We start from the raw sequence: 26,296 nt of genomic DNA, 5'->3' as shown, positions 1-26,296 counted from the left end.
AGATATGGGCAAAACGATCCTGATCGTGGATGACTCGGCAACTATTCGCCAAGTCGTGGGCATGACCCTCAAGGGAGCCGGTTATGAGGTCATGGAAGCCTCTGACGGCAAAGATGCGCTCAACAAACTAGATGGCAAGAAAATCAACCTGATCATCAGTGACGTCAACATGCCGAACATGGATGGCATCACCTTCGTCAAAGAGGCCAAAAAGCTGGCCAACTACAAATTTACCCCTGTCATCATGCTGACCACCGAGTCTCAGGACAGCAAGAAGCAGGAGGGACAAGCCGCAGGAGCCAAAGCCTGGGTGGTCAAACCCTTCCAGCCCGAACAGATGCTGGCCGCAGTCGCCAAGCTCATCATGCCGTGATCCGGAGCGCATCATGCAACTACAGAGTGAGCTACTCGACAACAAGGTAGTGGTGACCATGCCGGACGAGATCACCATTTATACAGTCAGCGAGCTGAAAGATGCTCTCTCACCCTTATTGCATCAGAGGAACGAACTGGAGCTGAATCTGGCAGCGGTATCCGAGATAGACAGCGCCGGGCTGCAACTGCTGCTGGCAGCGAAGAAAACCGCTCTGCAGCAAGGCTCCTCCCTGGCACTGGTCTGGCACAGCCATGTTGTGCTTGAACTGCTGGAGCTCTGCCAGCTCTCTGCCTTTTTTGGCGACCCCACCCTCATCACCCATGGCGAACGGCCCTGAGCCACCATGACAAGGAGTCACCGTGAGCATCGATCTTGATCAGGCTTTACAAACCTATATCGCCGAGGCACGCGAGTTGCTTGAAGAGATGGAGTCAGCCCTTCTATCACTGGAATCTGACCCTGACAATAGCGAGCTGATTGGTGCCATCTTCCGTGCTGCTCATACCATCAAAGGGTCGGCTGGCCTGTTTGGTCTGCAACCCATCGTCGGGTTTACCCATATCGTCGAGGATCTGCTAGACCAGATCCGCAATCAGCAGCTCACCGTCACCTCTCCTCTGATCAAGGATCTGCTGGAGAGCTGTGACCATATCCAGACGCTCATCAGTGTCGTTGCAGAACAGGGCAGCACGTTAAGCGATGGCGATGCCAACCAAGATGAACGGCTGAGGCTCACCCTCACCCGTCATCAGTGCGTCCCCCATGCCACGCTGCCAGATACTGTGCATACGCCGGAACCCAAGATCGAAAAAGAGGGAGGAATTACCAGTTCCGCCTCCCTGTGGCATATCTCCCTGCGTTTTGGCCCCGATGTGCTGCGCAATGGCATGGATCCGGCCGCATTTCTGCGCTATCTCGGCACCCTCGGAACCATATGCTCGGTGGAGACCATCCATCAGGCGTTACCGGATTGGGAACAGTTCGATCCGGAGAATTGCTACCTCGGCTACGAGATAGACTTCGACTCGCAGGCAGATAAGGCTGCCATCAGCGATGTCTTTGAATTTGTCAGAGATGACTGCCAGATCACCATCTTGCCGCCCCACAGCAAGATCGCCGAGTTCATCAACCTGATCGAGTCGCTACCGGAAGATAGCACCATGCTGGGCCAGTTGTTGGTCAACACCGGCGCCCTCACTGCAGAGGAGTTAGCAAGCGGTCTGCAGGCACAACAATCGACCCCGGCAGAACAAGCGCCCAAACTCGGGGAGATCCTGATTGCGCAGGGTGCCGTCAACGAAGCCGTTGTCGATGCCGCCCTGAAAAAACAGAATCAGACCAAGGAGAGCAAGAGCAAAGAGGGCCGTTACGTCAGGGTGCATGCCGACAAGCTGGACGATCTGATCAATCTGGTCGGGGAGTTGGTAGTCGCCAGTTCAGGAGCCAATCTGCTGGCCCAACGCACCCGCGAAAGCCAGCTACAGGAAGCCACCTCGGTCATTGCCATGCTGGTGGAAGAGATCCGCGACAGTGCACTGCGCCTGCGCATGGTGCCTATCGGCGATACCTTCAACCGCTTCCAGCGGGTGGTGCGCGATGTCAGTCAGGAACTGAACAAGGATATCACTCTGGTGATCTCCGGAGCAGAGACAGAACTGGACAAATCGGTGGTAGAGAAGATCGGCGATCCGCTGATGCATCTGGTCAGAAACTCGATGGATCACGGCATCGAATCGGCAGAGCAACGGCTGCTGGCAGGCAAACCCCCCCGTGGCACCCTGAATCTTAATGCCTATCACGACTCCAACAGTATCGTCATCGAAATTCGGGATGATGGAGCTGGTCTCAACAAAGCCAGGATCCAACAAAAAGCCATCGAGCGCGGCCTGATCAGCCCAACCACCACGCTGACGGATCAGGAGATATACAACCTGATCTTCGAGCCGGGGTTCTCTACCGCCGAGGCGATAACCAACCTCTCCGGTCGCGGGGTGGGCATGGATGTCGTCAAACGCAACATCACTGCCCTGCGCGGCACGGTCGATCTGGACAGCATCCCGGGAAAAGGAACCCGTGTGCAGATCCGCCTGCCGCTCACCCTTGCCATCATCGACGGCTTCCTGGTACGAGTCTGCGACACCCACTACGTCATTCCCCTCGATATGGTGATCGAGTGCGTTGAATTGACCCAAAGTGCACTGTCCGACACCCAGGGTCGCAATTACATCAATTTGCGTGGCGAGGTGCTGCCCTTTATCCGCCTGCAACACTACTTCGATACCAATGGCAGCAAAGGGAGGCGCGAGAACATTGTAGTGGTCAGCCATGCAGGCAAAAAATCCGGACTGGTGGTGGATGAACTGCTGGGAGAATTCCAGACCGTCATCAAGCCGTTGGGGAAATTGTTCCAGCGCCTGCAGGGCATTAGTGGTTCAACCATTCTGGGGGGGGGAGAGGTCGCCCTGATCCTCGACATTCCTTCGCTGATCCAGCACGCAATCACTCAGGAATCCTGTCAGCTCAACAGGTTGACAGTGTCGCGCAACCTGCCTCAATCCAGCATCAACTGAGGGGACCATCATGTTAAAAAATTCCACCATCAAATTGCGTCTTATCGTACTGCTCTGCATGCTCTGCCTACTGCTGCTGGCCGTTGGCAGCCTCGGGTTATACAACATGCAGAGCAGCAATACCGGGTTGCAGCGCGTTTACAACGACAGGGTGGTTCCCCTCAAGCAGCTGAAGACTATCTCCGACAGCTATGCCGTCTCGATCATCGACAACCTCAACAAGGCCAATGCGGGACTGATCCCGGCAGAAGAGGCTTTAAAGCAGATACAACAGGCACAGCAGACAATCAAAAACGAGTGGCATCACTACCAGTCCACCACTCTCACACCAGATGAACAGCGTTTGTCAGCCGAGGCGACAACCCTGTTCAACGCGGCCGATACCGATATTGGCAAGTTGGAGAAATACCTCGCCACCCAGCACGGCATGATTACTGGCATGCTGAACACTTTTGACGGTGCCCTCTATGGCTCCATCGACCCGATAGGCAACAAAATCACCGAGCTGGTCAACCTGCAGCTCAATGTGGCCAAGTCGGAATATACCGCAGCGCAATCCTGGTATGACATCATGCTGATAACCATGGCGGTGGTTATCGCGGTCGGCATTGCACTCGCAGCCTGGTTTGGCACCTTGCTGATCAAAAGCATCATCACCCCCATCGAACAGGCTCTGCGCGTGGCCAATAGTCTGGCTGAGGGCAATCTAGATGTATCGATCCGGATAGAGTCCAACGATGAAGCGGGTCAGCTCTTGATGGCGATGGATAACATGGTCAAGAAACTGGGTGCCTTGATCACGGATATCGAGACCCTGGTCACTGCCGCTGTCGAACAGGGCGACTTCAGCCACAAGATTGCGCTGGAGGATCGTCAAGGCTATATCAAGCGGGTATCCGAGCTGCTGAATCGCCTCTCCCATGTGACAGATACCAGCCTGGAAGATGTGATGCGCATCGCCACCGCGCTCTCCAAGGGGGATCTGACCCAACGGATCGATGAGCCCTACCCAGGTATTTTCGGCCAGACCAAAGACGGCCTCAACCGGACCATCACTGCGCTGACCAATATCATCGAAGAGGTACGCAACGCCGCCGACAACCTGACCAATGCCTCCAATCAGGTGAGCAACACTGCGCAGGCATTGAGCCAGGCCACCAGTGAGCAAGCAGCCAGCGTTGAAGAGACCAGCGCCTCTATCGAGCAGATGAGCGCCAGCATCAATCAGAACACCGAGAACGCCAAGATCACCGACAGCATGGCCAGCAACTCGGTACTGGAGGCCACCGAAGGGGGCCAATCCGTTCAACAGACGGTGACCGCCATGCAGCAAATCGCCAAGAAAGTCAGCATCATCGACGACATTGCCTACCAGACCAACCTGCTTGCCCTCAACGCCGCCATTGAGGCGGCTCGCGCCGGAGAGCATGGCAAAGGCTTCGCGGTGGTTGCTGCCGAGGTGAGAAAGCTGGCAGAGCGCAGCCAGATCGCTGCGCAGGAGATTGGTGAGCTCTCCTCCGACAGCGTCAGCAAGGCAGAGCGGGCTGGCAACCTGCTGGAGAGGATCGTCCCCTCCATTCGCAAGACCTCTGACCTGGTACAAGAGATCAATGCCGCCTCAGGTGAACAGGCCAGCGCAGCCAACCAGATCAGTCTGGCCATGAACCAGCTTAATCAGGTGACACAGCAGAATGCGGCCAGCAGCGAGGAGCTGGCGGCCACGGCCGAAGAGATGAGTTCACAAGCCAGCGAACTGCAGCAAACCATGGCCTTTTTTGCTCTGAAACAAAGTGCACAGCTCAACACCAGGCCCCATGAAACCGGCCACAAGGGCATGCCTCCCAGAGGCAGTTTCATCGCCCCCCCACAACGGGCCAGCCAGCCCAATCAACCATCATCCCATTCCATTGATGACGCGGATTTTGTCCGCTTTTAACCGGAGGCGACCATGCATACATCCACCGACATCACGGTGCCATCAGCGGCCGCTGACGAGAGCAGTGGCGATGCCCAGTACCTGACATTTCTGATCAACAACGAGATGTTCGCCATCAATATTCTGGGGGTCAAAGAGATCATCGAATACGGCAATATCACTCCGGTTCCGATGATGCCGGGTTTTATTCGCGGCGTAATCAACCTCAGAGGAGCGGTAGTGTCGGTCGTAGACTTGAATGCCCGCTTTGGCAATGCACCTTCGGTCATCACTCGCCGCAGTTGCATCGTCATTATTGAGGGGGTGGCCCCGCAGGGCGATGAACCTGTAGGTCAGGATATTGGCGTTGTGGTGGATTCCGTATCGGAAGTACTGGGTATCCCACAAGCAGATATCGAGCCCCCACCCAGTTTTGGTGCCCGCATCCGGGCCGATTTCATCAGTGGCATGGGCAAGGTCAACGGCAAATTCGTCATCCTCATCGATACCGGAAAAGTGTTGTCACTCGATGAGATGGCTCAACTCAACGAACTGGCCCAGCCACAGGCAAGGTTGCCACAAGGCAACCTGCAACCCTCCTGAACAGGCCTCCATACTCCACGACATGCAGCATAAGGAAACGCTCATGACCCAATCACTCTTAGGAAAACTCTTCGGAGACAATGCCACCGAAGTGAGGCAGCGGACCCTGTTACTCGACGCAATCGGCCAACTGCAACACGCAGTCCTGGCAGAGCAGGTTCCAGCACCACTCGATCTTTCCGGTATGGATAGCCCCTTGCGTGAAGTAGGACATGCCATCAACGAGGTGGTCACCTTGCTCAGTGACAAGCTGGAACAGAGCCGCAACGACATTAAAAAGAACCAGGTGTTGCTCCATGAGAACCAGCTGGTTCGCAAAGCCCTCGACTGCGCCAGCACCAACGTGATGATTGCCGATACCAACCTCGACATTATCTATATGAACGAGGCAGTGACCGGCATGCTCAATCAGGCCGAGACCGACATCAAGAAAGAGCTATACAGCTTCAACGCCAATCAGCTGATGGGCGCCAACATCGACAGCTTTCATAAAAATCCCGGCCATCAGCGCGCCATGCTGGCCAAACTCAACAGCACCTACCGCACCCAGATCCAGCTGGGGGGGCGCACCTTCTCCCTGATCGCCAATCCGGTCTTCAACGATACCGGTGAACGGTTGGGATCCGTGGTCGAATGGGCCGACAGAACCAAGGAGGTGATGATAGAGAAAGAGATGTCCGAAATTGTGCAGGCCGTGATCAATGGCGAGCTGCACCGCAGGATGGAACTTACTGGCAAGAGCGGCTTCTTTCAGGCGATGGGAGAAGGGATCAACCAGATTGCCGAAGTGATCGACAGCACCCTCAACGACGTCATCCGGGTCGTGCAATGTCTGGCAAAAGGTGACCTGACCCAACAGATTGAGGCGGACTACCCTGGCGTGTTTGGCACCACCAAGGATGCGCTCAACAAAACTATCGCTTCGCTCACCAACATCGTCACCGAAGTGCGCGGCGCCTCTGACAACCTCTCCAGTGCCGCCGAGCAGGTAAGCGCGACCGCCCAGTCGATCAGCCAATCCAGCAGTGAACAGGCCTCCAGCATGGAGGAGACCAGCGCCTCCATCGAGCAGATGAGCGCCAGCATCAACCAGAATACCGACAATGCCCAGGTCACCGATGGCATGGCCAGCAAGGCAGCCAAAGAGGCCGTAGAGGGAGGAGAAGCGGTCAAACTGACTGTGGATGCCATGAAGCAGATCGCCAGACGGATTGGCATCATCGATGACATCGCCTACCAGACCAATCTGCTGGCACTCAACGCAGCTATCGAAGCGGCGCGGGCTGGCGATCACGGTAAGGGCTTTGCCGTAGTGGCGGCGGAGGTGCGCAAACTGGCCGAACGCAGCCAGGTGGCAGCACAGGAGATTGGTGAGCTAGCCTCCAGCAGTGTCGAGATGGCGGAAAAAGCAGGTCGTTTGCTGGATCAGATGGTTCCTTCAATCAACAAGACCTCGGATCTGGTGCAGGAGATCAGTGCCGCTTCGGTTGAACAATCCACCGGTGTCAGCCAGATCAACCAGGCCATGAACCAGCTGAGTCAGGTTACCCAGCAGAACGCTTCTTGCAGCGAAGAGCTGGCTGCCACAGCAGAAGAGATGAGCAGCCAGGCTGAACAGCTGCAGCTGGCCATGGAGTTCTTTACCTTGGAGGCTCACGCCAAAGAAGGTAAAGCAGCCACCTCGCATCTTCACCCCAATACCCGAGGTCGCTTTATGAACGAGAGCACTGCCAACAGTCGGGAACGAGCCGCCACAGCCCAACGCCCCATCGGCGATGGCGATTTTGTCCGGTTCTAGTCACGGGAGAGGCGTTGCCTCTCCCATCTCCGACAACACAGGTAGAGGGACAGTTTTTTGTATCAAACCCAGCTGCATGATGATGAGTTCTCCCGTTTCCAGCGCTGGCTTCATCAAACGGCGGGGATAGAGCTGTCTCCAGCCAAAAAGGCGCTGGTAGCCAGCCGCCTGGCTAAGCGACTCTGCCACTATGAGCTGGATAGTTATGACGACTACTTCCAGCTCATCATGAACGATCGCAGCAGCGAACTGCAGCTGGCGCTCGATCTCCTTACCACCAACGAAACCTACTTTTTCAGGGAGCCCAAACACTTCGAGTTTCTGACGCGGGAGATAGTCTCAACCCTCCCGCCAGAGCAATCACTGCGAGTCTGGAGTGCCGCCAGTTCATCTGGCGAGGAGCCCTACAGTCTGGCCATGACCCTCGCGGAAAAACGCAGCACCTTCAACTGGGAGATCCTGGCCTCCGATATCTCGTCCAGGGTGCTGGAACAGGCGATGAGCGGTCGCTACCCCATCGAGCGGGCGCAAAATATTCCACTGCCCTTTTTGATGAAATATTGCCTCAAGGGTGTGGGCCTGCAGGAGGGCATCTTCATCATCGATCGCAAGTTGCGGGACAAGGTGCAGTTCATGCAGATCAACCTCAATCAGGATCTACCGGACATCGGCATGTTTGACGTCATCTTCATCAGAAACGTGATGATCTACTTCAACAAGGAGACCAAAGGGCAAGTATTGCAGCGGCTGGTACCCAGACTCAAACCCGGTGGCTACCTGCTGGTGAGCCACGCCGAGAGCCTGCATGGCCTGCACCACGGCCTGCAGCTTGTCTCGCCTTCCATCTATCAGAAGAGATAAGTCATGACTCGGGAGGTGATCCTGCAACCGGGAGAACTCTTTTTTGGCAAGGAGGATGTGGTGGTCAGAACCGTACTGGGCTCCTGTATTGCCATCACCTTGTGGCATCCGGAGCAGAAACAGGGAGGAATGTGTCACTACATGCTGCCAAGTCGGCGCAATCCCTCTACCAAGCTGGATGGGCGCTATGCCGATGAGGCCCTCGCCTTGCTGCTGCAAGCGGCCAGTCACTATCCCGCCCCTATCCATGAATATGAGGCCAAGTTGTTCGGGGGTGGCAACATGTTTACCGAGCCTCAATACGCACAGAGCGACAACAATGTCGCCGCCAAAAATATTCAGGCAGCCTGGCAGCTGACCCGACACCTTGGCCTTGATATCAAGGCTCATCATCTTGGCCATAGCGGCCACCGAAGCTTGCTCTTTGAGCTCAGCAACGGCAGTGTCTGGCTCCGCCATCATCGTCTGCCACATCAACGGGAGTCGCGAGAATGAAGCAGATCCGGGTCATGCTGGTGGATGATTCCGCCGTGGTCAGACAGGTATTGCAAGCGGTGCTGGAGCAAGAGCCCGATATCCGGGTGATCGCCACAGCATCGGATCCCCTGTTTGCGCAGGAAAAACTGAAGAAAGAGTGGCCTGACGTCATCGTGCTCGATGTGGAGATGCCCCGTATGGATGGCATCACCTTTCTCACCAAGATCATGGCAGAGCATCCAACCCCGGTGGTGATCTGCTCCTCCCTCACCGAAAAGGGGGCCGAGACCACCCTGCAGGCAATGGCTGCCGGCGCGGTGGACATCATCACCAAGCCGACCATGGGGATAAAAAGCTTTCTGCAAGAATCTGCCCACGACCTGGCTATGGCAGTACGTGCTGCGGCCCAGGCCAACCTCAAGCGCGTGGGCAAGCCCTCATCTGTGCCGGTCAGCACCAAGCTCAACGCGGATGCCATGCTGGCGCCCAACCAGCACGCCATGGCACAAACCACCGAGCGGCTCATCGCCATCGGCACCTCGACCGGCGGCACCCAGGCGCTGGAAGCCGTGCTGACTGCCTTGCCCCGGGTCAGCCCCGGTATCGTCATCGTGCAGCACATGCCAGAGAAATTTACCGCCATGTTTGCCGAACGCCTGAACGGGGTCTGCCAGATAGAAGTGCGGGAGGCGAGGAACAATGACCGGGTGATACCGGGGTTGGCGCTGATTGCCCCCGGCGGCAAGCATATGCTGCTCAAGCGCAGCGGTGCCTACTATCACGTCGAGGTAGTCGACGGGCCGCTTATCAACCGCCATCGCCCCTCGGTAGATGTGCTGTTTCGCTCCGTCGCCAAATATGCCGGCAAGAATGCCACCGGCATCATCATGACCGGCATGGGGGATGACGGAGCCCGGGGATTGCGCGAGATGCTGGATGCGGGTGCCAACACCTATGCCCAGGATGAGGCATCCTGCGTGGTCTTCGGCATGCCCAAGGAGGCGATCAAGCTGGGAGCTGCTCGCCATGTGCTCCCCTTACAAGAGATGCAATACGCCATCCTCGGCAAGTAATCCCTTATCGCGCGTTTTGACCATAAAAAAGTCCGGCTCCCCAAGGGGAGCCGGACTTTTTACATCAACCGGAACCAATCCGGTATCAGGCGAGCAGATTACTCTGCAGCAGGCGCTTCTTCAGCGGCCGGAGCGGCGTCAGCAGCAGGTGCAGCCGCTTCGGTCGGGGCGTTTGCTTCCTTGATGGAGAGACGTACGCGGCCCTGACGGTCCACTTCCAGTACCTTCACCTTGACCACGTCACCGATGGTCAGGTGGTCAGCCACGTTCTGCACGCGAGCGTCGGTGATCTGGGATATGTGTACCAGACCATCTTTGCCCGGCAGAATGTTGACGAATGCACCGAAATCGGCCAGACGAACAACTTTACCTTCATAGATGCGGTTCACTTCGATCTCGGCAGTGATGGCCTCGATGCGACGGATCGCTTCCATGGCGGCTTCGTTGGCCACGGCGGAGATACGTACAGTACCGTCATCGTCCAGCTCGATGTTGGTGCCGGTCTCTTCGGTCAGCGCACGGATCACGGAACCACCCTTACCGATCACATCCTTGATCTTCTCAGGATTGATCTTGATGGTGTGGATACGCGGTGCGAAATCGGAGATCTGGGCACGGGGAGCCTGGATAGCTTCATCCATCACTTTCAGGATGTGCAGACGAGCGCCACGAGCTTGCTTCAGCGCAATCTCCATGATCTCTTTGGTGATGCCTTCGATCTTGATGTCCATCTGCAGCGCGGTCACACCTTCGGTGGTACCGGCTACTTTGAAGTCCATGTCGCCCAGGTGATCTTCGTCACCCAGAATGTCGGACAGCACAACGAAACCTTCTTCTTCCTTCACCAGACCCATGGCGATACCGGCAACGGAGGCCTTGATCGGCACACCGGCATCCATCAGCGCCAGAGAGGAACCACAGACAGACGCCATGGAGGAGGAACCGTTGGATTCGGTAATTTCGGAGACCACGCGAACCACGTACGGGAACTCGGCGGCGCTCGGCATCACGGCAGCAACGCCGCGCTTGGCCAGACGGCCGTGACCGATTTCACGACGCTTCGGGCTACCCATCATGCCGGTCTCACCGACACAGTATGGCGGGAAGTTGTAGTGCAGCATGAAGCGATCGGCACGGTTGCCGGTCAGCTCGTCGATGTTCTGGGCGTCACGCTCGGTACCCAGAGTGGCGACCACGATGGCCTGAGTTTCACCACGGGTGAACAGGGCAGAACCGTGGGCACGGGGCAGAATGCCGGTACCTACGCTCAGGGCGCGGATCATTTCCGGATCGCGACCATCGATACGCGGCTCACCACGTACTACGCGACCACGTACGATGCGGCTTTCCAGGCTGTGGAACTCTTCGCCGATCTTCTTGGCATCTTCTTCCACGCCGGAAGCGATAACTTGCTCAACCACACGGCCCTTGATGGCAGCGATGGTTTCGTAACGAACAGCCTTCTCGGTGATGCGGTAGGCTTCACCCAGTTCGGCGCTCGCCAGCTCGGCAACCTTGGCTTTCAGCGCTTCGTTGACGGCAGGCGGAGTCCAGTCCCACGGCTTGGTGCCGACGGCAGCGGCAAACTCGTTGATCGCATTGATCACGGTCTGCATCTGCTCGTGACCGTATACCACGGCGCCCAGCATTACCTCTTCGGAGAGGATGGCCGCTTCGGACTCAACCATCAGCACGGCATTGGCAGTACCGGCAACTACCAGATCCAGATCGCTCTGCGGCAGTTCGGTGGTGGTCGGGTTCAGCACATACTGACCGTTCATGTAACCCACGCGAGCAGCACCGATCGGGCCGCCAAACGGGATACCGGAGATGGCCAGTGCGGCAGAGGCACCGATCATGGCAACGATGTCGGGGGATACGGCCGGATTCACGGACATTACGGTCGCAACGACCTGAACCTCATTGAGGAAGCCTTCCGGGAACAGCGGACGAATAGGACGGTCGATCAGACGGGAGATGAGGGTCTCGCCTTCGCTCGGACGGCCTTCACGACGGAAGAAACCACCCGGGATACGACCAGCAGCATAGGTACGCTCCTGGTAGTTGACGGTCAGCGGGAAGAAATCACGGCCGTGATCGGCCTCTTTCTTGCCGACTACGGTCACAAATACGCAGGTATCGTCCATGCTGACCATAACGGCCGCAGTGGCTTGACGGGCCATCACACCGGTTTCCAGAGTGACGGTGTGTTGACCGTACTGGAATGACTTTACAATAGGATTCACGTGAATTTCCTTTTTACAATTTGGCTCTTTAAATTCGCGCACAAGTATACTTGATTCGATGCAAAAGGTAAGCGGCGACGCAAATTCTGTGAGGCAGGCAACGGCTTGAAGAGCAATAAAAAAGGGGAACCTGACGGTTCCCCTTTTTCGCGAAATCTGATGGTCGATTAACGACGCAGACCCAGCTTGGCGATCAGAGCAGCATAACGCTCGGAATCTTTACGCTTCAGGTAGTCCAGCAGCTTACGACGCTGGGAAACCATGCGCAGCAGACCGCGACGACCGTGGTGGTCCTTGGAGTGCTCTTTGAAGTGACCTTGCAGATGGTTGATCTGGGCAGTCAGCAGGGCAACTTGCACTTCGGGGGAACCGGTGTCGTTGGCGCAACGAGCGTTGTCAGCAACGATTTGAGCTTTGATCTCAGCATTTAGAGACATGGTAATACTCCAGTAGAGTGTTTAAAGGTTCACAGCCAATCTCTAATTCAGCCGTGAAATGAGGGCGGTATCATAATCGTCCCCGCCCCTTTTCGCAACGATAAAGAGGCGAAACAGGAAAGACGCGCTGATACCGCCTGAGGATCACTCCTCGTCGTGATAACGCACCAGTCGCTTGGGAGCGACGCGGCCATCATCATCAATCTCGCCAACCCCGATGAACTCGCGCTCCGGGCCGACCGTCATGCGAACCTGACCGCTTTGCGGCGCACCCGCTACCTGCACGGCCTGGCCCTGATTCACATAGGCAGCCACAACCGCCAGCATGTTCACCTCGGGCAAGCTTGCCACGGCGGTATCCATCGGCAACAACAGCGGATCCAGCTGCTCGCGCGGCGGGATGCTCTCGGCCTTGGCCTGCTCGAAGATGCACTCGAGTTGCTCCAGAGTCAGCATCCGCTCATACGGATAGCTGGCCACCTGGGTGCGGCGCAACTGAGTCACGTGGGCGCCACAGCCCAGCACTTCACCCAGATCATCCACCAGAGAGCGGATGTAGGTGCCTTTGCTGCAGTGCACTTCAAGGCGCACTTCATCACCTTCGAAGCTCAGCAGTTTGAGCTCGAATACGGTGATGGGACGGGCTTCACGCTCAATCTCGATGCCTTCGCGGGCATATTCATAGAGCGGACGGCCGTTGTGCTTGAGCGCGGAGTACATGGAGGGCACCTGCATGATGGGGCCGCGGAACTGGTCCAGCGCCTCGATCAGGGTTCCGACAGCCACGTTCACCGGACGGGTGGAGACCACCTCACCGTCGGAGTCGCTGGTGTTGGTGCGCTCGCCCAGTTTGGCGGTCACCTCATAGCGCTTGTCCGCTTCCAGCAAATACTGGGAGAACTTGGTGGCCTCGCCGAGGCAGATCGGCAGCATGCCGGTCGCCAGCGGATCCAGTGCGCCGGTGTGACCGGCCTTGGCGGCGTTGTAGATGCGCTTGACCTTCTGCAACACATCGTTGGAGGTCAGGCCGGTCGGCTTGTCCAGCAGCAGAATGCCGTGCACATCACGGCCCTTGAAACGACGTCTTCGGGTCATCTCAGGCTTTATCCTCAGTCGTGTCATCCGGTGCGGATTCAGCTTCTTCATCACGGCCGGATTCGGCCATGCGACGCTTGTCTTCACGCACAGTGTTGGTCACCAGGTTGGAGAGACGCATCCCCTCGACCAGGGTCTGGTCGTAGTAGAAACGCAGCTCGGGCACCACGCGCAGACGCATGGCACTGCCCAGCAGACTACGGATATATCCGGCTGCTTCGGTCAGACCCTGCAAGCCTTCCTTGATGCGCTCGGCATCATTTTCCAGCTGCAAGAAGGTGACGTAAATCTTGGCATAGTTGAGGTCACGGGACACTTCCACATCGGAAACGGTCACCATGCCGATGCGCGGGTCTTTCACCTCGCGCTGCAGGATCAGCGCAATTTCACGCTGGATCTGCTGTCCGACCCGACGGGTCCGGCTGAATTCTCTGGCCATATTCTATCCTGCGATAAAAGGGGGCCGCGGCCCCCTATTTTGTCTAACTCTCGGCTTACAGAGTCCGTTGGATTTCAACAGTCTCGTAAACTTCGATCTGGTCGCCTTCGCGCACGTCGTTGTAGTTCTTGACCGCGATACCACACTCGTAGCCGTTGCGAACTTCGTTGACGTCATCCTTGAAGCGGCGCAGGGATTCCAGCTCGCCTTCATAGATAACCACGTTGTCACGCAGAACGCGGATACGGTTGGAACGCTTGACCACACCTTCGGTAACCATACAGCCGGCAACGGCGCCGAACTTCGGAGACTTGAAGACGCTACGCACTTCAGCCAGACCGATGATTTCCTGACGATACTCAGGGGCCAGCTTGCCGCTCATGGCCTGCTTCACTTCGTCGATCAGGTCATAGATGACGGAGTAGTAACGCAGATCCAGGCTCTCGGATTCGATGACCTTGCGCGCAGATGCGTCGGCACGGACGTTGAAACCAACCAGGATGGCGCTGGAAGCAGCAGCCAGGGTCGCGTCGGTTTCGGTGATACCACCTACGCCGGAACCCACGATCTTCACCTTCACTTCGTCGGTGGAGAGTTTGACCAGCGCATCGCAGATCGCTTCCACAGAACCTTGTACGTCGGCCTTGATCACCACGTTCACTTCGGACACTTCGCCCTCGGTCATGTTGGCGAACATGTTTTCCAGCTTGGCCTTCTGCTGGCGAGCCAACTTGACTTCGCGGAACTTGCCCTGACGATAGAGCGCTACTTCACGGGCTTTCTTCTCGTCACGGACAACGGTGGCTTCGTCACCGGCAGAGGGAACGCCGGACAGACCCAGAATTTCCACCGGCAGGGACGGACCCGCTTCCTTGATCTCGCGACCCAGTTCGTCACGCATGGCGCGAACACGGCCGTACTCGAGACCACACAGAACGATGTCGCCCTGACGCAGAGTACCTTCTTGTACCAGTACGGTAGCAACCGGACCACGACCTTTATCCAGGAAGGATTCGATCACGACGCCGTTGGCCATGCCATCAACCACCGCTTTCAGCTCCAGTACTTCGGCCTGGATCAGGATGGCTTCCAGCAGGTCGTCGATGCCTTCGCCAGACTTGGCGGACACGTGCACGAACTGGCAGTCTCCACCCCAATCTTCGGACATGACGTTGTAACGGGCCAGTTCGGTCTTGACGCGATCCGGATCCGCTTCCGGCTTGTCGATCTTGTTGACCGCAACAACCAGCGGCACACCGGCAGCCTTGGCGTGCTGGATAGCTTCGATGGTTTGCGGCATCACGCCGTCGTCAGCTGCAACAACCAGAACAACGATATCGGTCGCCTTGGCACCACGAGCACGCATGGAGGTAAACGCCGCGTGACCCGGGGTATCCAGGAAGGTGATCATGCCACTGTCGGTCTGGACGTGGTAAGCACCGATATGCTGGGTAATACCACCGGCTTCGCCAGCAGCAACCTTGGCTTTACGAATGTAGTCGAGCAGCGAGGTCTTACCGTGGTCAACGTGACCCATGATGGTCACGACCGGTGCGCGCGGCTTGGCTTCGGAGGTCTCGTCACGATCGGACAGTACCGCCTCTTCCAGCTCGTTCTCACGACGCAGCACAACCTTGTGACCCATCTCCTCGGCGACCAGCTGAGCGGTCTCCTGGTCGATCACCTGGTTGATGGTGGCCATGGCACCCATCTTCATCATCACCTTGATGACTTCAACGCCCTTGACGGCCATCTTGTTGGCCAGCTCGGCCACAGTGATGGTCTCGCCGATGACGACGTCGCGGTTCACCACGGCAGCCGGCTTGTTGAAGCCGTGCTTCATGGCGTTCGGCATGGCGACCTTGCCGCGCTTGCCTTTGCGGGCACGCGGGTTGCGAGAGTCACGATCATCTTCACGACGACCGGCTTTCTTCGGTGCCTTGGCAGCTGCGGCAGTGCGGCGGCTGGTCTCTTCTTTCCGATCCAACTCGTCTTCTGCGGCTTGCGCATGCTTGTTGGTGGTCAGATGGTAGTCGCTGCTCTCTTTGGCGCGAGCGGCCTCTTCTTCAGCCCAGCGGGCTGCGTTCTGTTCCGCCATGAGACGAGCCTCTTCGGCTTTCTTCGCGGCGAGTTCTTCAGCTTTTTTCAAAGCTGTTTGTTCCTGTTGGCGCTTCAGTTCTTCTGCTTCGCGCTTGGCCATCTTTTCTGCCTCTTGCTGAGCTGTGCTACTGGCTGCTTTGGCGGGCTGTGAAGCCTGTCGAGCCTTTGATTGTGCCTCGATCCGCGCCTTTTCCTCAGCTTCACGACGAGCTTGCTCAGCCTCACGGCGAGCCTTCTCTTCAGCTTCGAGGCGAGCCTTCTCTTCGGCCTCGCGACGAGCTTTTTCTTCTGCTTCCAAACGCGCTGTTTCCTCGGCTTCCGCCTGACGCTGTTCATCTTCCAGCGCCGAGCGTCTTACATAGGTGCGAGACTTGCGCACTTCTACCTGCACTTCCTTGTTCTTGCCGCCAGTCCCCTGAACACTGATGGTGCTCTTGGTCTTGCGCTGCAAGGTCATGCGGGCAGGAGCGGCGACCTCGTCACCTCCATGCTGTTTCTTCAGGTGTGCCAGCAAAGCCTGTTTCTCAGACTCGCTGACCATGTCGTCGGCCTTGCTCTTGCTGATACCGGCATCGACAAACTGCTGGAGAAGACGATCAACCGGTGTGTCGATGTCAGTGGCAAGTTGTTTGACTGATACTTCTGCCATTCATTTTCCTCCGTTTGATCTTACTCGGACTGCTCTTCTCCGAACCAACAGATATTGCGAGCAGCCATAATGAGCTCACCTGCCTTCTCGGCAGTCAGCCCTTCAATATCAGCAAGGTCATCGATACCTTGCTCAGCCAAATCTTCCAGGGTGCCCACGCCACGGCCCGCCAGAGCGTAAGCCAGTTCGCGGCTCAGACCGTTCAGATTGAGCAGCTCTTCGGACGGCTCTACGCCATCGAAAGACTCTTCTTTGGCCAGTGCCTTGGTAGTCAGGGCATCTTTCGCGCGCTTGCGCAGCTCTTCGACCATGTCTTCATCCAGACCGTCGATAGCCAGCAGCTCGTTGACCGGTACAAAGGCGATCTCTTCCAGGGTAGAGAAGCCCTCTTCCATCAGCAGACCGGCGAAATCGTCGTCGATGTCCAGGGTGCTGGTGAACAGGTTCATGATGCGGTCGTTTTCGGCCTGGTGCTTGGCACGCATGTCCTCAACGGTCATCACGTTCAGCTCCCAACCGGTCAGCTGGGAGGCCAGACGCACGTTCTGACCATTGCGACCGATGGCCTGAGCCAGGTTGGCAGCTTCCACGGCGATATCCATGGTGTGGTTGTCTTCATCAACGATGATGGAAGCCACATCGGCAGGTGCCATGGCATTGATCACGTACTGGGCCGGGTTGTCATCGTACAGCACGATGTCTGCACGCTCACCGCTCAGCTCGGCGGAGACAGCTTGCACACGGGCACCACGCATACCGATACAGGCACCGATCGGGTCGATACGACGATCGTTGGTCTTCACCGCGATCTTGGCGCGGGAACCCGGATCACGGGCAGCGCCCATGATTTCGATCATCTCTTCACCGATCTCCGGTACTTCGATACGGAACAGCTCTTTCAGGAAGTCCGGGCTGGAACGGCTGACAAACAGCTGGGAACCACGGGCTTCCGGACGCACTGCATACAGCAGGCCACGGACACGGTCGCCCGGGCGGAAGGTTTCACGCGGCAGCATGTCATCACGGAAGATCACGGCTTCAGCATTGCTGCCCAGATCCAGGATGACGTTGTCGCGGTTGCTCTTCTTGACCACACCACTGATGATGGTGCCTTCTTTATCTTTAAATTGATCAACTACTTGTGAACGCTCGGCTTCGCGCACTTTTTGCACGATAACCTGCTTGGCGGTCTGGGTAGTGATACGGTCGAAGGTTACAGAGTCGATCTGGTCTTCAACATACTCACCGATCTGGATTTCCGGCTGATCAATTTGTGCCGCTTCCAGGGTGATTTCAGCATAGGGGTTCTCCATCGCGGCTTGATCCGCAATGACTACCCAGCGGCGATAAGTGTCGTAGTCACCGGTCTTGCGATCGATTTCGACCCGAACTTCAATCTCGCCTTCATATTTCTTCTTGGTCGCAGTCGCCAGCGCGGTTTCCAGAGCCTGGAAGATCTTCTCACGGGGTACCGCTTTCTCGTTGGATACTGCGTCAACGACCAGCAAAATCTCTTTATTCATATCCGATAGCCTCGTTAACCAAAGTTCGGCACTATGTTCGCTTTTTGGATATTGGTGAAAGCCAACACGTCGTCCTTACCATCTACTGTCAGGGTGATCATGTCGCCTTGCACAGCTTTGATTACGCCTTTGAACTTGCGGCGGTTGTTTGTTGCCATCCGAAGCGTTACCGCCGCCTCTTGGCCAACGTATTTTTCGAAATGGGCAACCTTGAACAGGGGACGATCCAGGCCGGGGGAGGATACCTCGAGGTAATACTCCTCGGTGATGGGATCTTCGACGTCCATGATGGCGCCAACCTGATGGCTGACCTCAGCACAGTTCTCGACAGTCACACCCTGCTCGCCGTCGATATAGACACGCAAGGTGGAGTGTTTACCCGCACGGATAAACTCAATACCCCAAAGTTCAAAACCCAAGGCAACGACCGGAGCCTCGAGCAGATCGGTCAAACGTTGTTCCAACGTAGCCAAAGTCACCCTCCGAAAAACAAAAAAAGGGCATAAAGCCCAGATAGATATCGATTCAGAGTAAATTGCACATAACAAAAAGCCCCGATGTCAAATCGGGGCTTGGCGCTTTACCCTGATTGTCGCCTCGCAGCGACCGCCTTCCTGAGCGTAGGAAATGCGTGAAATTTGGTTGCGGGGGCCGGATTTGAACCGACGACCTTCGGGTTATGAGCCCGACGAGCTACCATGCTGCTCCACCCCGCGTCCGAAATCGTGCGAGATTATAGCCACTTCACTCTCTCGATACAAGACTGACTGGCTATAATACACTCGGTTTCCCGAGCTCACTGCTTAATTGGTGCCGTGGGCGGGACTCGAACCCGCACACCCTAGAGCACTACCCCCTCAAGATAGCGTGTCTACCAATTCCACCACCACGGCAAAACTCTTACTCGGGAACGTCAGTATCTTTCTTCACTGGCGCTTTGGTCTGCTCAACCTGTTGGGTTTGTTGCAGATTTTCCCATTCACTACCCTGCTTTACCTTGTTGCTGGACATAGATCCGAGCACCAGGCTGATAACGAAAAACAGAGTAGCCAAAATTGCTGTTGTTCGGGTCAGGAAACTGCCTGAACCACCGGAGCCGAATACTGTGTTCGATGCCCCTGCGCCGAAGGAGGCGCCCATATCAGCCCCTTTACCTTGCTGAATCATCACCAGACCAATCAGAGCCAGTGAAACCAGCAGATAAACGACTAAAAGAATCTCGTACATTTAACTTGCACCCTTTGCCGCTTCAACAATTCCTAAAAACGCATCGCTATCGAGGCTTGCTCCGCCAATCAGTCCGCCATCAATGTCGGGCTGTGCAAACAAATCTCTCGCGTTGCTCGGCGTTACGCTCCCACCATAGATGATTCTAACTTTCTCACCTATTACCGGAGTATCCTCCGCCAAGCGACCACGTATAAAGGAATGAACCTCTTGTGCCTGCTCGGGTGTGGCGCATTTACCTGTACCTACAGCCCAAATCGGCTCGTAGGCGATGATAGCATTATCGAAAGCCATCGCGCCATTTTTCTCTATGACGATATCCAGCTCTTCAGCGATCACCTCAAAGGCTCTTCTCGCCTGCCTCGCCGCACCTGATTCACCTAAACAGAGGATGGGAATCAAGCCTGCCGCTCTGGCTGCCGCAAACTTCTCTGCGACGATAAAACTGGTCTCACCAAAGAGACGCCTGCGCTCGGAGTGCCCTACCAATACGTAACGACACCCTGCCTCAACCAGCATCTGACACGAGACTTCTCCAGTGTAAGCGCCAGTAGCGTGCTGACTCACATTCTGAGCCCCCAACTTTATTACCTTCTGCTCATTGAGCAGTGAAGCACTAAAGTCGAGATGTACATGGGAAGGACAGAGAACCACATCTACTTTTCCGTCAACACCGTTTAGGCACTGACTCGTAAACTGCTCTAACTTCGACCTACTACCGTGCAACTTCCAGTTGGCTGCTACAAACGGCTTGCGATGTCCCATCGGCAACTCCCTTGCGAAAGCGGGGCTGATAATATCCAGAGGATGCTCAGCTGACAAGTGCTATTTTTAAATTTTTGAATCGTTTGAACAAGATACAACCAGGGCGGCTAAAAAGCCGCCCTGGTTGTTCATTAAAACGCCGATTCAACCTGCTTGGCGATGCGCTGAGCCATGTCACGCACCTGCTGTTCATGCTCCCCTTCGACCATGACCCGGATCAGCGGTTCGGTACCTGATTTGCGCAACAGTACGCGACCACGACCAGCCAGCTCCTGTTCCACCTTGGCAACCTCAGCCATGACAGCATCAGCGGCCAGCGGATCCTTGCCTTCGGCAAAGCGAACATTCACCAGCACCTGCGGGAACTTGCTCATGCCGGAGCGCAGCTTGGCCAGCGGCATCTCGGCGCTGCGCATGGCGGTAAGCACCTGCAAGGCAGCCACGATGCCATCACCCGTAGTGGTCTGATCCAGACAGATAATGTGGCCGGAGTTCTCGCCACCGATACGCCAGCCCTTCTCTTCCATCATCTCCAGCACATAGCGGTCACCCACCTTGGCACGGGCAAACGGAATGCCCAGGGTTTGCAGCGCCAGCTCCAGACCCATGTTGGCCATCAGGGTGCCGACGACACCGCCTTTGAGGCGACCATTGCGCAGGGCATCGCGCGCGATTATATAGAGCACTTCATCACCGTCGATGAGATAGCCGGTATGGTCGACCATGATCAGACGGTCACCATCACCATCAAAGGCAACCCCCAGATCGGCCTTGCACTCCAGCACCTTGGCAACCAGTGCATCAGGCGCAGTCGAACCGACACCATCATTGATGTTGAGACCATCCGGGGCACAGCCCATGGTAATCACCTCGGCACCCAGCTCGCGGAAAACCGACGGCGCAATGTGGTAAGTGGCGCCGTGGCCACAGTCGACCACCATTTTCACCCCATCCAGATTCATCTGGGAGGGGAAGGTGCTCTTGCAAAATTCGATATAGCGACCGGCGGCATCATCAATGCGCACCGCTTTGCCAAGTTCGGCAGACTCGACACACTTGAGCTCGTGATCCAGCTCGGCTTCGATAGCCAGCTCGACATCATCGGGCAGCTTGGTGCCATCGGCGGAGAAGAACTTGATGCCGTTGTCATAGAAGGGGTTGTGGGAAGCGCTGATGACGATGCCTGCTTCGGCACGGAAGGTGCGAGTCAGGTAGGCAACCGCCGGTGTTGGCATGGGCCCCATCAGAATGGCTTTAAGGCCTGCCGCGGAGAGCCCCGCTTCCAGCGCGGATTCCAGCATGTAACCGGAGATGCGGGTATCTTTGCCAATCAGCACCTTTTTGGTGCCCTTCTTGGAGAGCACCTTGCCGGCAGCCCAACCCAATTTCATTACAAAATCAGGGGTGATCGGGTATTCGCCAACCTTGCCGCGCACACCATCGGTACCGAAATACTTTCTTGCCATTGTCTGTTCTCTTTATTATCTGGAAATAAAATCTTGTCCCGTCATTGCCAGCCAACCGACGCGCAATGCGTCCATGGTCTCCCGTACATCGTGTACCCTGATGATACGGGCCCCATGCTGCATGCCGATAAGGGCGCATGCCAGACTGCCTGCCAGACGCTCATCCACCGGACGGCCCAGCAGGTTGCCTATCATAGACTTTCGCGACATCCCCACCAATAGCGGCAAGCCATAATCAAGCAGTTCCTTTTGAGCCGCCAACAGCTGATAGTTGTGTGCAAGGGTTTTGCCAAAGCCATATCCCGGATCCAGCAACAGCTCTTCACGACGGATCCCGACCGCCAGACAAGCCGCAATACGCTCATCAAAGAAGGCGCGTACCTCCCCGATCAGGTCGTCATAGTGCGGCTCGACTTGCATGGTTCTCGGCTGCCCCTGCATATGCATCAGACAGACAGGGACAGCAGCCTCAGCCGCGGCCTGCAGTGCTCCAGGTGCTTGCAGTGCCCGCACATCGTTGATCAGATGGGCACCCGCCTTGCAACCCTCCCGCATCACAGCAGCTTTGGAGGTATCGAGGGAGATCATCACATCCAGCTCACGGACCATCTGTTCCACGACAGGAATGACCCTGTCCAGCTCCTCCTGCTCGCTCACATCGGGCGCACCAGGGCGGGTTGACTCGCCACCGATGTCGATGAGGGTCGCACCGTCAGAGACCATCTGGCGCGCATGGCCCATTGCCCGTTCAAATTGGTTGAAATTACCGCCATCGGAGAAGGAGTCGGGCGTCACATTGAGGATCCCCATCACATGGGGACGATCGAGGGAGAGACTGAGCCCCTTGCTGGTTAACTGCATTTTCACGTCCATCTGATAAAGAAAAACCCCGGGCAAGCCCGGGGTTTGGAGAGTCACAATTATTTGGCCGGAGCATCGTTGGCTTTGTCGATAGTGACATCCGCCACCGATGCAGCCTCATCGGCAGGCTTGGCCTCGGCAGCCACAGTGGAACCACCTTGCGGGGTATCACCGTGCTCGTCATGCCAGTTGCTCGGAGCACGTACCTCGCGGCGGGCCATCAGATCATCGATCTGCTTGGCATCGATGGTTTCGTACTTCATCAGCGCATCTTTCATGCTGTGCAACACGTCCATGTTATCCAGCAGGATCTGCTTGGAACGGGCGTAGTTGCGGTCGATGACCTGCTTGACTTCGGCATCGATAACGCGAGCGGTATCGTCGGACATGTGCTTGGCCTTGGCCATGCTGCGACCGAGGAACACCTCACCATCTTCTTCCGCGTAGAGCATTGGGCCGAGACGCTCGGACATACCCCACTGGGTCACCATCTTGCGTGCAATGTCGGTCGCTCGCTCGATGTCGTTGGAAGCGCCAGTAGAAACCTTCTCGGCACCATAGATCAGCTCTTCTGCCAGACGACCGCCATACAGGCTGGAAATCATCGACTCCAGATGCTGCTTGGAGTGGCTCCAGCGATCCTGCTCCGGCAGATACATGGTCACACCCAGCGCACGACCGCGCGGAATGATGGAGACCTTGTAAACCGGGTCATGATCCGGCACCAGACGACCAATGATGGCGTGGCCAGCTTCGTGATACGCAGTCATCTCTTTCTCGGACTCTTTCATCACCATGGAGCGGCGTTCCGCACCCATCATGATCTTGTCCTTGGCCTTCTCGAACTCGGCCATGGAGACCACTCGGCGGCTCTCACGGGCAGAGAAGAGGGCAGCTTCGTTGACCAGGTTGGCCAAGTCCGCACCGGAGAAACCGGGGGTACCACGGGCAATCAGCGCCGGATTCACGTCATCCGCCAACGGAACTTTGCGCATGTGCACTTTCAGGATCTGCTCGCGACCACGGACATCCGGCAGACCGACCACAACCTGACGGTCGAAACGGCCCGGACGCAGCAGTGCCGGATCCAGTACGTCAGGACGGTTGGTGGCAGCGATGACGATAATGCCTTCATTGCCTTCAAAACCATCCATCTCGACCAGCATCTGGTTAAGGGTCTGCTCACGTTCATCGTGACCCCCACCCAGACCGGCACCACGCTGGCGACCGACCGCATCAATTTCATCGATGAAGATGATGCAGGGGGAAGATTTCTTGGCCTGTTCGAACATGTCACGCACCCGGGAGGCACCGACACCGACGAACATCTCCACGAAATCGGAACCAGAGATGGTGAAGAACGGCACCTTGGCCTCGCCCGCAATGGCCTTGGCCAGCAAAGTCTTACCGGTACCGGGAGGACCAACCAGCAGCACACCGGTCGGGATCTTGCCACCCAGTTTCTGGAATTTGCTCGGGTCGCGCAGATAGTCGACCAGCTCCTTCACCTCTTCCTTGGCTTCATCACAACCTGCAACGTCAGCAAAGGTGGTCTTGATCTGATCTTCGCTCATCAGGCGAGCCTTGCTCTTGCCGAACGACATGGCACCTTTGCCACCGCCGCCCTGCATCTGACGCATGAAGAAGACCCAGACACCGATCAGCAGCAGCATCGGGAACCAGGAGATGAAGATAGAGGTCAACAGAGACGGCTCTTCCGGCTTCTCGCCCATCACTTTGACATTGTGATTGAGCATGTCGTTGAGCAGCTGGGGATCCGGCGCAGGGATGATGGTGGTGAATCGTTCACCAGTACGCTTGACGCCATTAATGACCTTACCGTCCATCCGCACTTCACGGATCTGCTCTTGGGTCACCTCTTTAACGAAGCTGGAATAGTCCAGCTGGCGACTAGTGGTATCGCTGGGGCTGAAGCTATTGAACACCGACATCAAAACGACGGCGATGACCAGCCACAGGATTAAGTTTTTCGCCATGTCACTCAAATCAGTAACCTCGCAGACTGACAGTTAACGATGAAGGTTAGGGTACTACAGTTTAAAACCGGTAGCCACAATGTAGACTTCCCGTGATCTGGCGCGGGATGAGTCTGGTTTACGAATTTTGACAGCGGAGAAAAGTTTACGAATTTCATTGAGATAGGCATCAAATCCCTCTCCCTGAAACACCTTCACTACGAAACTGCCGTCACTACGCAATACCTGATTGCACATGTCCAGCGCCAGCTCGACCAGATACATGGCGCGAGCCTGATCCACCTGCTGGGTACCGCTCATGTTGGGCGCCATATCAGACATCACGACATCGACCTTGTCGGGACCTACTCGTTCCAGCAAAGCGCCGAGTACAGTTTCCTCCCGAAAGTCCCCTTGCAGGAAATCGACACCGGCAATGGGATCCATCGGCAAAATGTCACATGCGATGACGCGACCCGAATCACCAACCTGTTCAACCGCGAACTGGGACCAACCACCGGGGGCTGCACCCAAATCCACTACGGTCATGCCATGTTTCAGCAAGCGATCCTTGCCCTGGATCTCGTCAATCTTGAAAACAGCACGAGAACGCAGGCCCATTTTCTGGGCTTTTTTGACGTATTGATCGTCAAAATGTTCTTTTAACCAGCGAGTTGAACTGGGGGAACGTTTTTTCTGGGTCATGATAATCGACTTTAAAAAACCACAAGGGTTATTAGTATTAAGGGCTAAGTGGGGGTAGAATACGCCCCTTTCAACCCTGACTTATGAAGAAATTGCGATGATTCTCAACAATAAACAGAAACAGTACCTCAAGGGCCTTGCCCATAGCCTCAAGCCTGTCGTCCTGCTGGGTCAGCATGGTCTGACCGAAGGTGTACTGGCCGAGATCGATCTGGCACTGAACCATCACGAGCTGATCAAGGTTAAGGTTGCCTCTGAAGATCGCGAAATGAAACAACTGGTTATGGATGCTATCGTCCGTGAAACCGGTTCAATCAAGGTGCAAAGCATGGGTCATGTGCTGACCATTTATCGTCAAGCCAACGAACCCAAAATCCAGCTGCCCCGCAAGTAAAAGGAAAGAGCATCGCTCTTTCCTTATTCCACTTCTTCCCGAGTCGCTTGCCAAAGTAGTCGCAAAGCCCTTAACCTGCGATGAATACTTCCGGACACGCATTATGGCTCACCATCCTATTCTGACCGACGATGAGCTGGCCATGCTGCGGGACTTGGGGAGCAATCAGGACACCCATGTTCTGAGTGGTCACCTCGATGCCCCCATGCTTGGCTTGCTGCAAAAAGCCGAACACCTTGTACTCGAAGCTCGCTTCGCAGGCCATCAGCTGCGTTTTCCTCTGAGCTTTACCCAAGGGGAAGATGGCTTCGTCGAGCCCCGGTTATCTGCACCGGTCATCAGGGAGCTGGGATTTGCGCAACCGCGCGCCTGGCGTCTCACCCAAAAAGCCAAGCTTTGCAGCGACCTGGGCCTGTTTCAGGTGCTCAGCCTCTCCCTCAACGGCCTCATCGTGGAAAATTTGCCAACCGACATGGTGGCCGATACCCCCATCAACGGCGAGCTCTGCATCGAGCAAGAGGCCCCTCTTCCACTGCAGGGACGACTGGTAAGGCGCATCAAAGCCAATGCCGACCATGCCACCTGGGCGCTGAGCTTTCAAATGAGCGAGAGCAACATCGAACGGCTGCGCCACTGGTTGTTTCAGCGTCATCAGGACGCCTTTACCGAGGCGTATCTGTCCTGATTTTTATCAATAATCATATAGATAAAGACAAACAGGGGAGCGCTAGCCCCCCTGT

At 56.4% G+C, this 26,296-nt stretch carries 24 protein-coding genes and 2 tRNA genes; 11 read left to right on the top strand and 15 right to left on the bottom strand.

Features of this window, described 5'->3' with window-relative positions; all coding sequences use genetic code 11:
* The first annotated feature begins 4 nt into the window (after positions 1 to 4).
* Genes I6L47_RS19000 through I6L47_RS18960 form a run of 9 tightly spaced genes read left to right on the top strand, consistent with a single transcriptional unit; the run spans position 5 to position 9,673 of the window.
* The gene (locus I6L47_RS19000; RefSeq protein WP_005338778.1) at positions 5 to 373 is read left to right on the top strand and encodes a response regulator; all 369 of its coding nucleotides are present in this window, start codon (positions 5 to 7) and stop codon (positions 371 to 373) included.
* A 13-nt stretch (positions 374 to 386) separates the two neighbouring features.
* Complete coding sequence (locus I6L47_RS18995; protein WP_216948101.1) at positions 387 to 713, top strand: STAS domain-containing protein; 327 nt, start codon at positions 387 to 389, stop codon at positions 711 to 713.
* A 22-nt stretch (positions 714 to 735) separates the two neighbouring features.
* Entirely contained in the window at positions 736 to 2,946 is a 2,211-nt protein-coding gene (locus I6L47_RS18990) for a chemotaxis protein CheA (RefSeq protein WP_216948100.1), read from the top strand.
* A gap of 10 nt (positions 2,947 to 2,956) precedes the next feature.
* Positions 2,957 to 4,882, top strand: coding sequence for a methyl-accepting chemotaxis protein (locus I6L47_RS18985; RefSeq protein WP_216948099.1), 1,926 nt, complete (start codon positions 2,957 to 2,959; stop codon positions 4,880 to 4,882).
* A gap of 12 nt (positions 4,883 to 4,894) precedes the next feature.
* Positions 4,895 to 5,464, top strand: a complete 570-nt coding sequence (locus I6L47_RS18980) for a chemotaxis protein CheW (protein WP_042080654.1) — start codon at positions 4,895 to 4,897, stop codon at positions 5,462 to 5,464.
* Positions 5,465 to 5,507: 43 nt separating this feature from the next.
* Positions 5,508 to 7,262, top strand: a complete 1,755-nt coding sequence (locus tag I6L47_RS18975) for a methyl-accepting chemotaxis protein (RefSeq protein ID WP_216948098.1) — start codon at positions 5,508 to 5,510, stop codon at positions 7,260 to 7,262.
* A 57-nt stretch (positions 7,263 to 7,319) separates the two neighbouring features.
* The gene (locus I6L47_RS18970) at positions 7,320 to 8,123 is read left to right on the top strand and encodes a protein-glutamate O-methyltransferase CheR (protein WP_064338649.1); all 804 of its coding nucleotides are present in this window, start codon (positions 7,320 to 7,322) and stop codon (positions 8,121 to 8,123) included.
* A 3-nt stretch (positions 8,124 to 8,126) separates the two neighbouring features.
* Positions 8,127 to 8,618, top strand: a complete 492-nt coding sequence (gene cheD / locus I6L47_RS18965) for a chemoreceptor glutamine deamidase CheD (RefSeq protein WP_005349556.1) — start codon at positions 8,127 to 8,129, stop codon at positions 8,616 to 8,618.
* A complete protein-coding gene (locus I6L47_RS18960) occupies positions 8,615 to 9,673 on the top strand; it encodes a chemotaxis response regulator protein-glutamate methylesterase (protein WP_005338795.1) in 1,059 nt (352 codons plus the stop codon). Before cheD ends, I6L47_RS18960 begins: the two co-directional genes overlap by 4 nt.
* A gap of 98 nt (positions 9,674 to 9,771) precedes the next feature.
* On the opposite strand, the gene pnp is transcribed toward I6L47_RS18960, so the two are convergent.
* From pnp to rlmE, 15 genes are all read right to left on the bottom strand, one after another.
* The gene (pnp, locus tag I6L47_RS18955) at positions 9,772 to 11,919 is read right to left on the bottom strand and encodes a polyribonucleotide nucleotidyltransferase (protein WP_005338796.1); all 2,148 of its coding nucleotides are present in this window, start codon (positions 11,917 to 11,919) and stop codon (positions 9,772 to 9,774) included.
* Between the two features lie 167 nt (positions 11,920 to 12,086).
* Entirely contained in the window at positions 12,087 to 12,356 is a 270-nt protein-coding gene (gene rpsO / locus I6L47_RS18950; protein ID WP_005338797.1) for a 30S ribosomal protein S15, read from the bottom strand.
* A 144-nt stretch (positions 12,357 to 12,500) separates the two neighbouring features.
* Positions 12,501 to 13,451: a tRNA pseudouridine(55) synthase TruB gene (gene truB, locus I6L47_RS18945; protein WP_005338798.1), complete on the bottom strand. Its 951-nt coding sequence runs from the start codon at positions 13,449 to 13,451 to the stop codon at positions 12,501 to 12,503.
* Between the two features lies 1 nt (position 13,452).
* A complete protein-coding gene (gene rbfA / locus I6L47_RS18940) occupies positions 13,453 to 13,890 on the bottom strand; it encodes a 30S ribosome-binding factor RbfA (RefSeq protein ID WP_005338799.1) in 438 nt (145 codons plus the stop codon).
* Positions 13,891 to 13,945: 55 nt separating this feature from the next.
* A complete protein-coding gene (gene infB, locus I6L47_RS18935; RefSeq protein ID WP_005338806.1) occupies positions 13,946 to 16,639 on the bottom strand; it encodes a translation initiation factor IF-2 in 2,694 nt (897 codons plus the stop codon).
* Positions 16,640 to 16,659: 20 nt separating this feature from the next.
* The gene (nusA, locus tag I6L47_RS18930) at positions 16,660 to 18,162 is read right to left on the bottom strand and encodes a transcription termination factor NusA (protein WP_005338808.1); all 1,503 of its coding nucleotides are present in this window, start codon (positions 18,160 to 18,162) and stop codon (positions 16,660 to 16,662) included.
* Between the two features lie 14 nt (positions 18,163 to 18,176).
* A complete protein-coding gene (rimP, locus tag I6L47_RS18925; protein ID WP_005338809.1) occupies positions 18,177 to 18,635 on the bottom strand; it encodes a ribosome maturation factor RimP in 459 nt (152 codons plus the stop codon).
* Between the two features lie 166 nt (positions 18,636 to 18,801).
* Positions 18,802 to 18,878, bottom strand: a tRNA-Met gene (locus I6L47_RS18920).
* A gap of 92 nt (positions 18,879 to 18,970) precedes the next feature.
* Positions 18,971 to 19,055: transfer RNA gene (locus I6L47_RS18915), tRNA-Leu, on the bottom strand.
* Between the two features lie 7 nt (positions 19,056 to 19,062).
* Positions 19,063 to 19,389, bottom strand: coding sequence for a preprotein translocase subunit SecG (secG, locus tag I6L47_RS18910; protein ID WP_005338811.1), 327 nt, complete (start codon positions 19,387 to 19,389; stop codon positions 19,063 to 19,065).
* Positions 19,390 to 20,154, bottom strand: a complete 765-nt coding sequence (gene tpiA, locus I6L47_RS18905; protein WP_216948097.1) for a triose-phosphate isomerase — start codon at positions 20,152 to 20,154, stop codon at positions 19,390 to 19,392.
* 131 nt (positions 20,155 to 20,285) lie between these two features.
* Complete coding sequence (gene glmM / locus I6L47_RS18900) at positions 20,286 to 21,620, bottom strand: phosphoglucosamine mutase (protein WP_216948096.1); 1,335 nt, start codon at positions 21,618 to 21,620, stop codon at positions 20,286 to 20,288.
* A 15-nt stretch (positions 21,621 to 21,635) separates the two neighbouring features.
* Positions 21,636 to 22,481 (bottom strand): dihydropteroate synthase, encoded by an 846-nt coding sequence (gene folP / locus I6L47_RS18895; protein WP_201955142.1) that lies wholly within the window; start codon positions 22,479 to 22,481, stop codon positions 21,636 to 21,638.
* Positions 22,482 to 22,540: 59 nt separating this feature from the next.
* Positions 22,541 to 24,487 carry an ATP-dependent zinc metalloprotease FtsH gene (gene ftsH, locus I6L47_RS18890; protein ID WP_139409937.1) on the bottom strand — a complete coding sequence of 649 codons (1,947 nt, stop codon included), beginning with the start codon at positions 24,485 to 24,487 and terminating at the stop codon, positions 22,541 to 22,543.
* Between the two features lie 45 nt (positions 24,488 to 24,532).
* Entirely contained in the window at positions 24,533 to 25,162 is a 630-nt protein-coding gene (gene rlmE / locus I6L47_RS18885) for a 23S rRNA (uridine(2552)-2'-O)-methyltransferase RlmE (RefSeq protein WP_005338828.1), read from the bottom strand.
* 97 nt (positions 25,163 to 25,259) lie between these two features.
* Between rlmE and yhbY the strand changes: the two genes are divergently transcribed.
* Both yhbY and I6L47_RS18875 read left to right on the top strand, forming a co-directional pair.
* On the top strand, positions 25,260 to 25,556 hold the full coding sequence (yhbY, locus tag I6L47_RS18880) for a ribosome assembly RNA-binding protein YhbY (protein ID WP_005338829.1): 297 nt from the start codon (positions 25,260 to 25,262) through the stop codon (positions 25,554 to 25,556).
* 103 nt (positions 25,557 to 25,659) lie between these two features.
* Positions 25,660 to 26,241 carry a PilZ domain-containing protein gene (locus I6L47_RS18875; RefSeq protein ID WP_139743385.1) on the top strand — a complete coding sequence of 194 codons (582 nt, stop codon included), beginning with the start codon at positions 25,660 to 25,662 and terminating at the stop codon, positions 26,239 to 26,241.
* The last annotated feature ends 55 nt before the right edge of the window (positions 26,242 to 26,296 follow it).

This window comes from Aeromonas sp. FDAARGOS 1417, from assembly GCF_019046985.1.
Classification (GTDB): domain Bacteria; phylum Pseudomonadota; class Gammaproteobacteria; order Enterobacterales; family Aeromonadaceae; genus Aeromonas; species Aeromonas veronii.
This window is presented reverse-complemented; position numbering and strand designations above follow the sequence as displayed.

Bases quoted from the DNA above. Each gene is read 5' to 3' on its own strand.
- I6L47_RS18975 (WP_216948098.1), top strand. From the start codon at position 5,508: ATGACCCAATCACTCTTAGGAAAACTCTTCGGAGACAATGCCACCGAA.
- tpiA (WP_216948097.1), bottom strand. From the start codon at position 20,154: ATGGGACATCGCAAGCCGTTTGTAGCAGCCAACTGGAAGTTGCACGGT.
- I6L47_RS18985 (WP_216948099.1), top strand. From the start codon at position 2,957: ATGTTAAAAAATTCCACCATCAAATTGCGTCTTATCGTACTGCTCTGC.
- secG (WP_005338811.1), bottom strand. From the start codon at position 19,389: ATGTACGAGATTCTTTTAGTCGTTTATCTGCTGGTTTCACTGGCTCTG.
- truB (WP_005338798.1), bottom strand. From the start codon at position 13,451: ATGACCCGAAGACGTCGTTTCAAGGGCCGTGATGTGCACGGCATTCTG.
- glmM (WP_216948096.1), bottom strand. From the start codon at position 21,620: ATGGCAAGAAAGTATTTCGGTACCGATGGTGTGCGCGGCAAGGTTGGC.
- infB (WP_005338806.1), bottom strand. From the start codon at position 16,639: ATGGCAGAAGTATCAGTCAAACAACTTGCCACTGACATCGACACACCG.
- cheD (WP_005349556.1), top strand. From the start codon at position 8,127: ATGACTCGGGAGGTGATCCTGCAACCGGGAGAACTCTTTTTTGGCAAG.
- I6L47_RS18960 (WP_005338795.1), top strand. From the start codon at position 8,615: ATGAAGCAGATCCGGGTCATGCTGGTGGATGATTCCGCCGTGGTCAGA.
- I6L47_RS18875 (WP_139743385.1), top strand. From the start codon at position 25,660: ATGGCTCACCATCCTATTCTGACCGACGATGAGCTGGCCATGCTGCGG.
- nusA (WP_005338808.1), bottom strand. From the start codon at position 18,162: ATGAATAAAGAGATTTTGCTGGTCGTTGACGCAGTATCCAACGAGAAA.
- folP (WP_201955142.1), bottom strand. From the start codon at position 22,481: ATGCAGTTAACCAGCAAGGGGCTCAGTCTCTCCCTCGATCGTCCCCAT.
- I6L47_RS18995 (WP_216948101.1), top strand. From the start codon at position 387: ATGCAACTACAGAGTGAGCTACTCGACAACAAGGTAGTGGTGACCATG.
- rlmE (WP_005338828.1), bottom strand. From the start codon at position 25,162: ATGACCCAGAAAAAACGTTCCCCCAGTTCAACTCGCTGGTTAAAAGAA.
- rpsO (WP_005338797.1), bottom strand. From the start codon at position 12,356: ATGTCTCTAAATGCTGAGATCAAAGCTCAAATCGTTGCTGACAACGCT.
- rbfA (WP_005338799.1), bottom strand. From the start codon at position 13,890: ATGGCCAGAGAATTCAGCCGGACCCGTCGGGTCGGACAGCAGATCCAG.
- I6L47_RS19000 (WP_005338778.1), top strand. From the start codon at position 5: ATGGGCAAAACGATCCTGATCGTGGATGACTCGGCAACTATTCGCCAA.
- yhbY (WP_005338829.1), top strand. From the start codon at position 25,260: ATGATTCTCAACAATAAACAGAAACAGTACCTCAAGGGCCTTGCCCAT.
- I6L47_RS18980 (WP_042080654.1), top strand. From the start codon at position 4,895: ATGCATACATCCACCGACATCACGGTGCCATCAGCGGCCGCTGACGAG.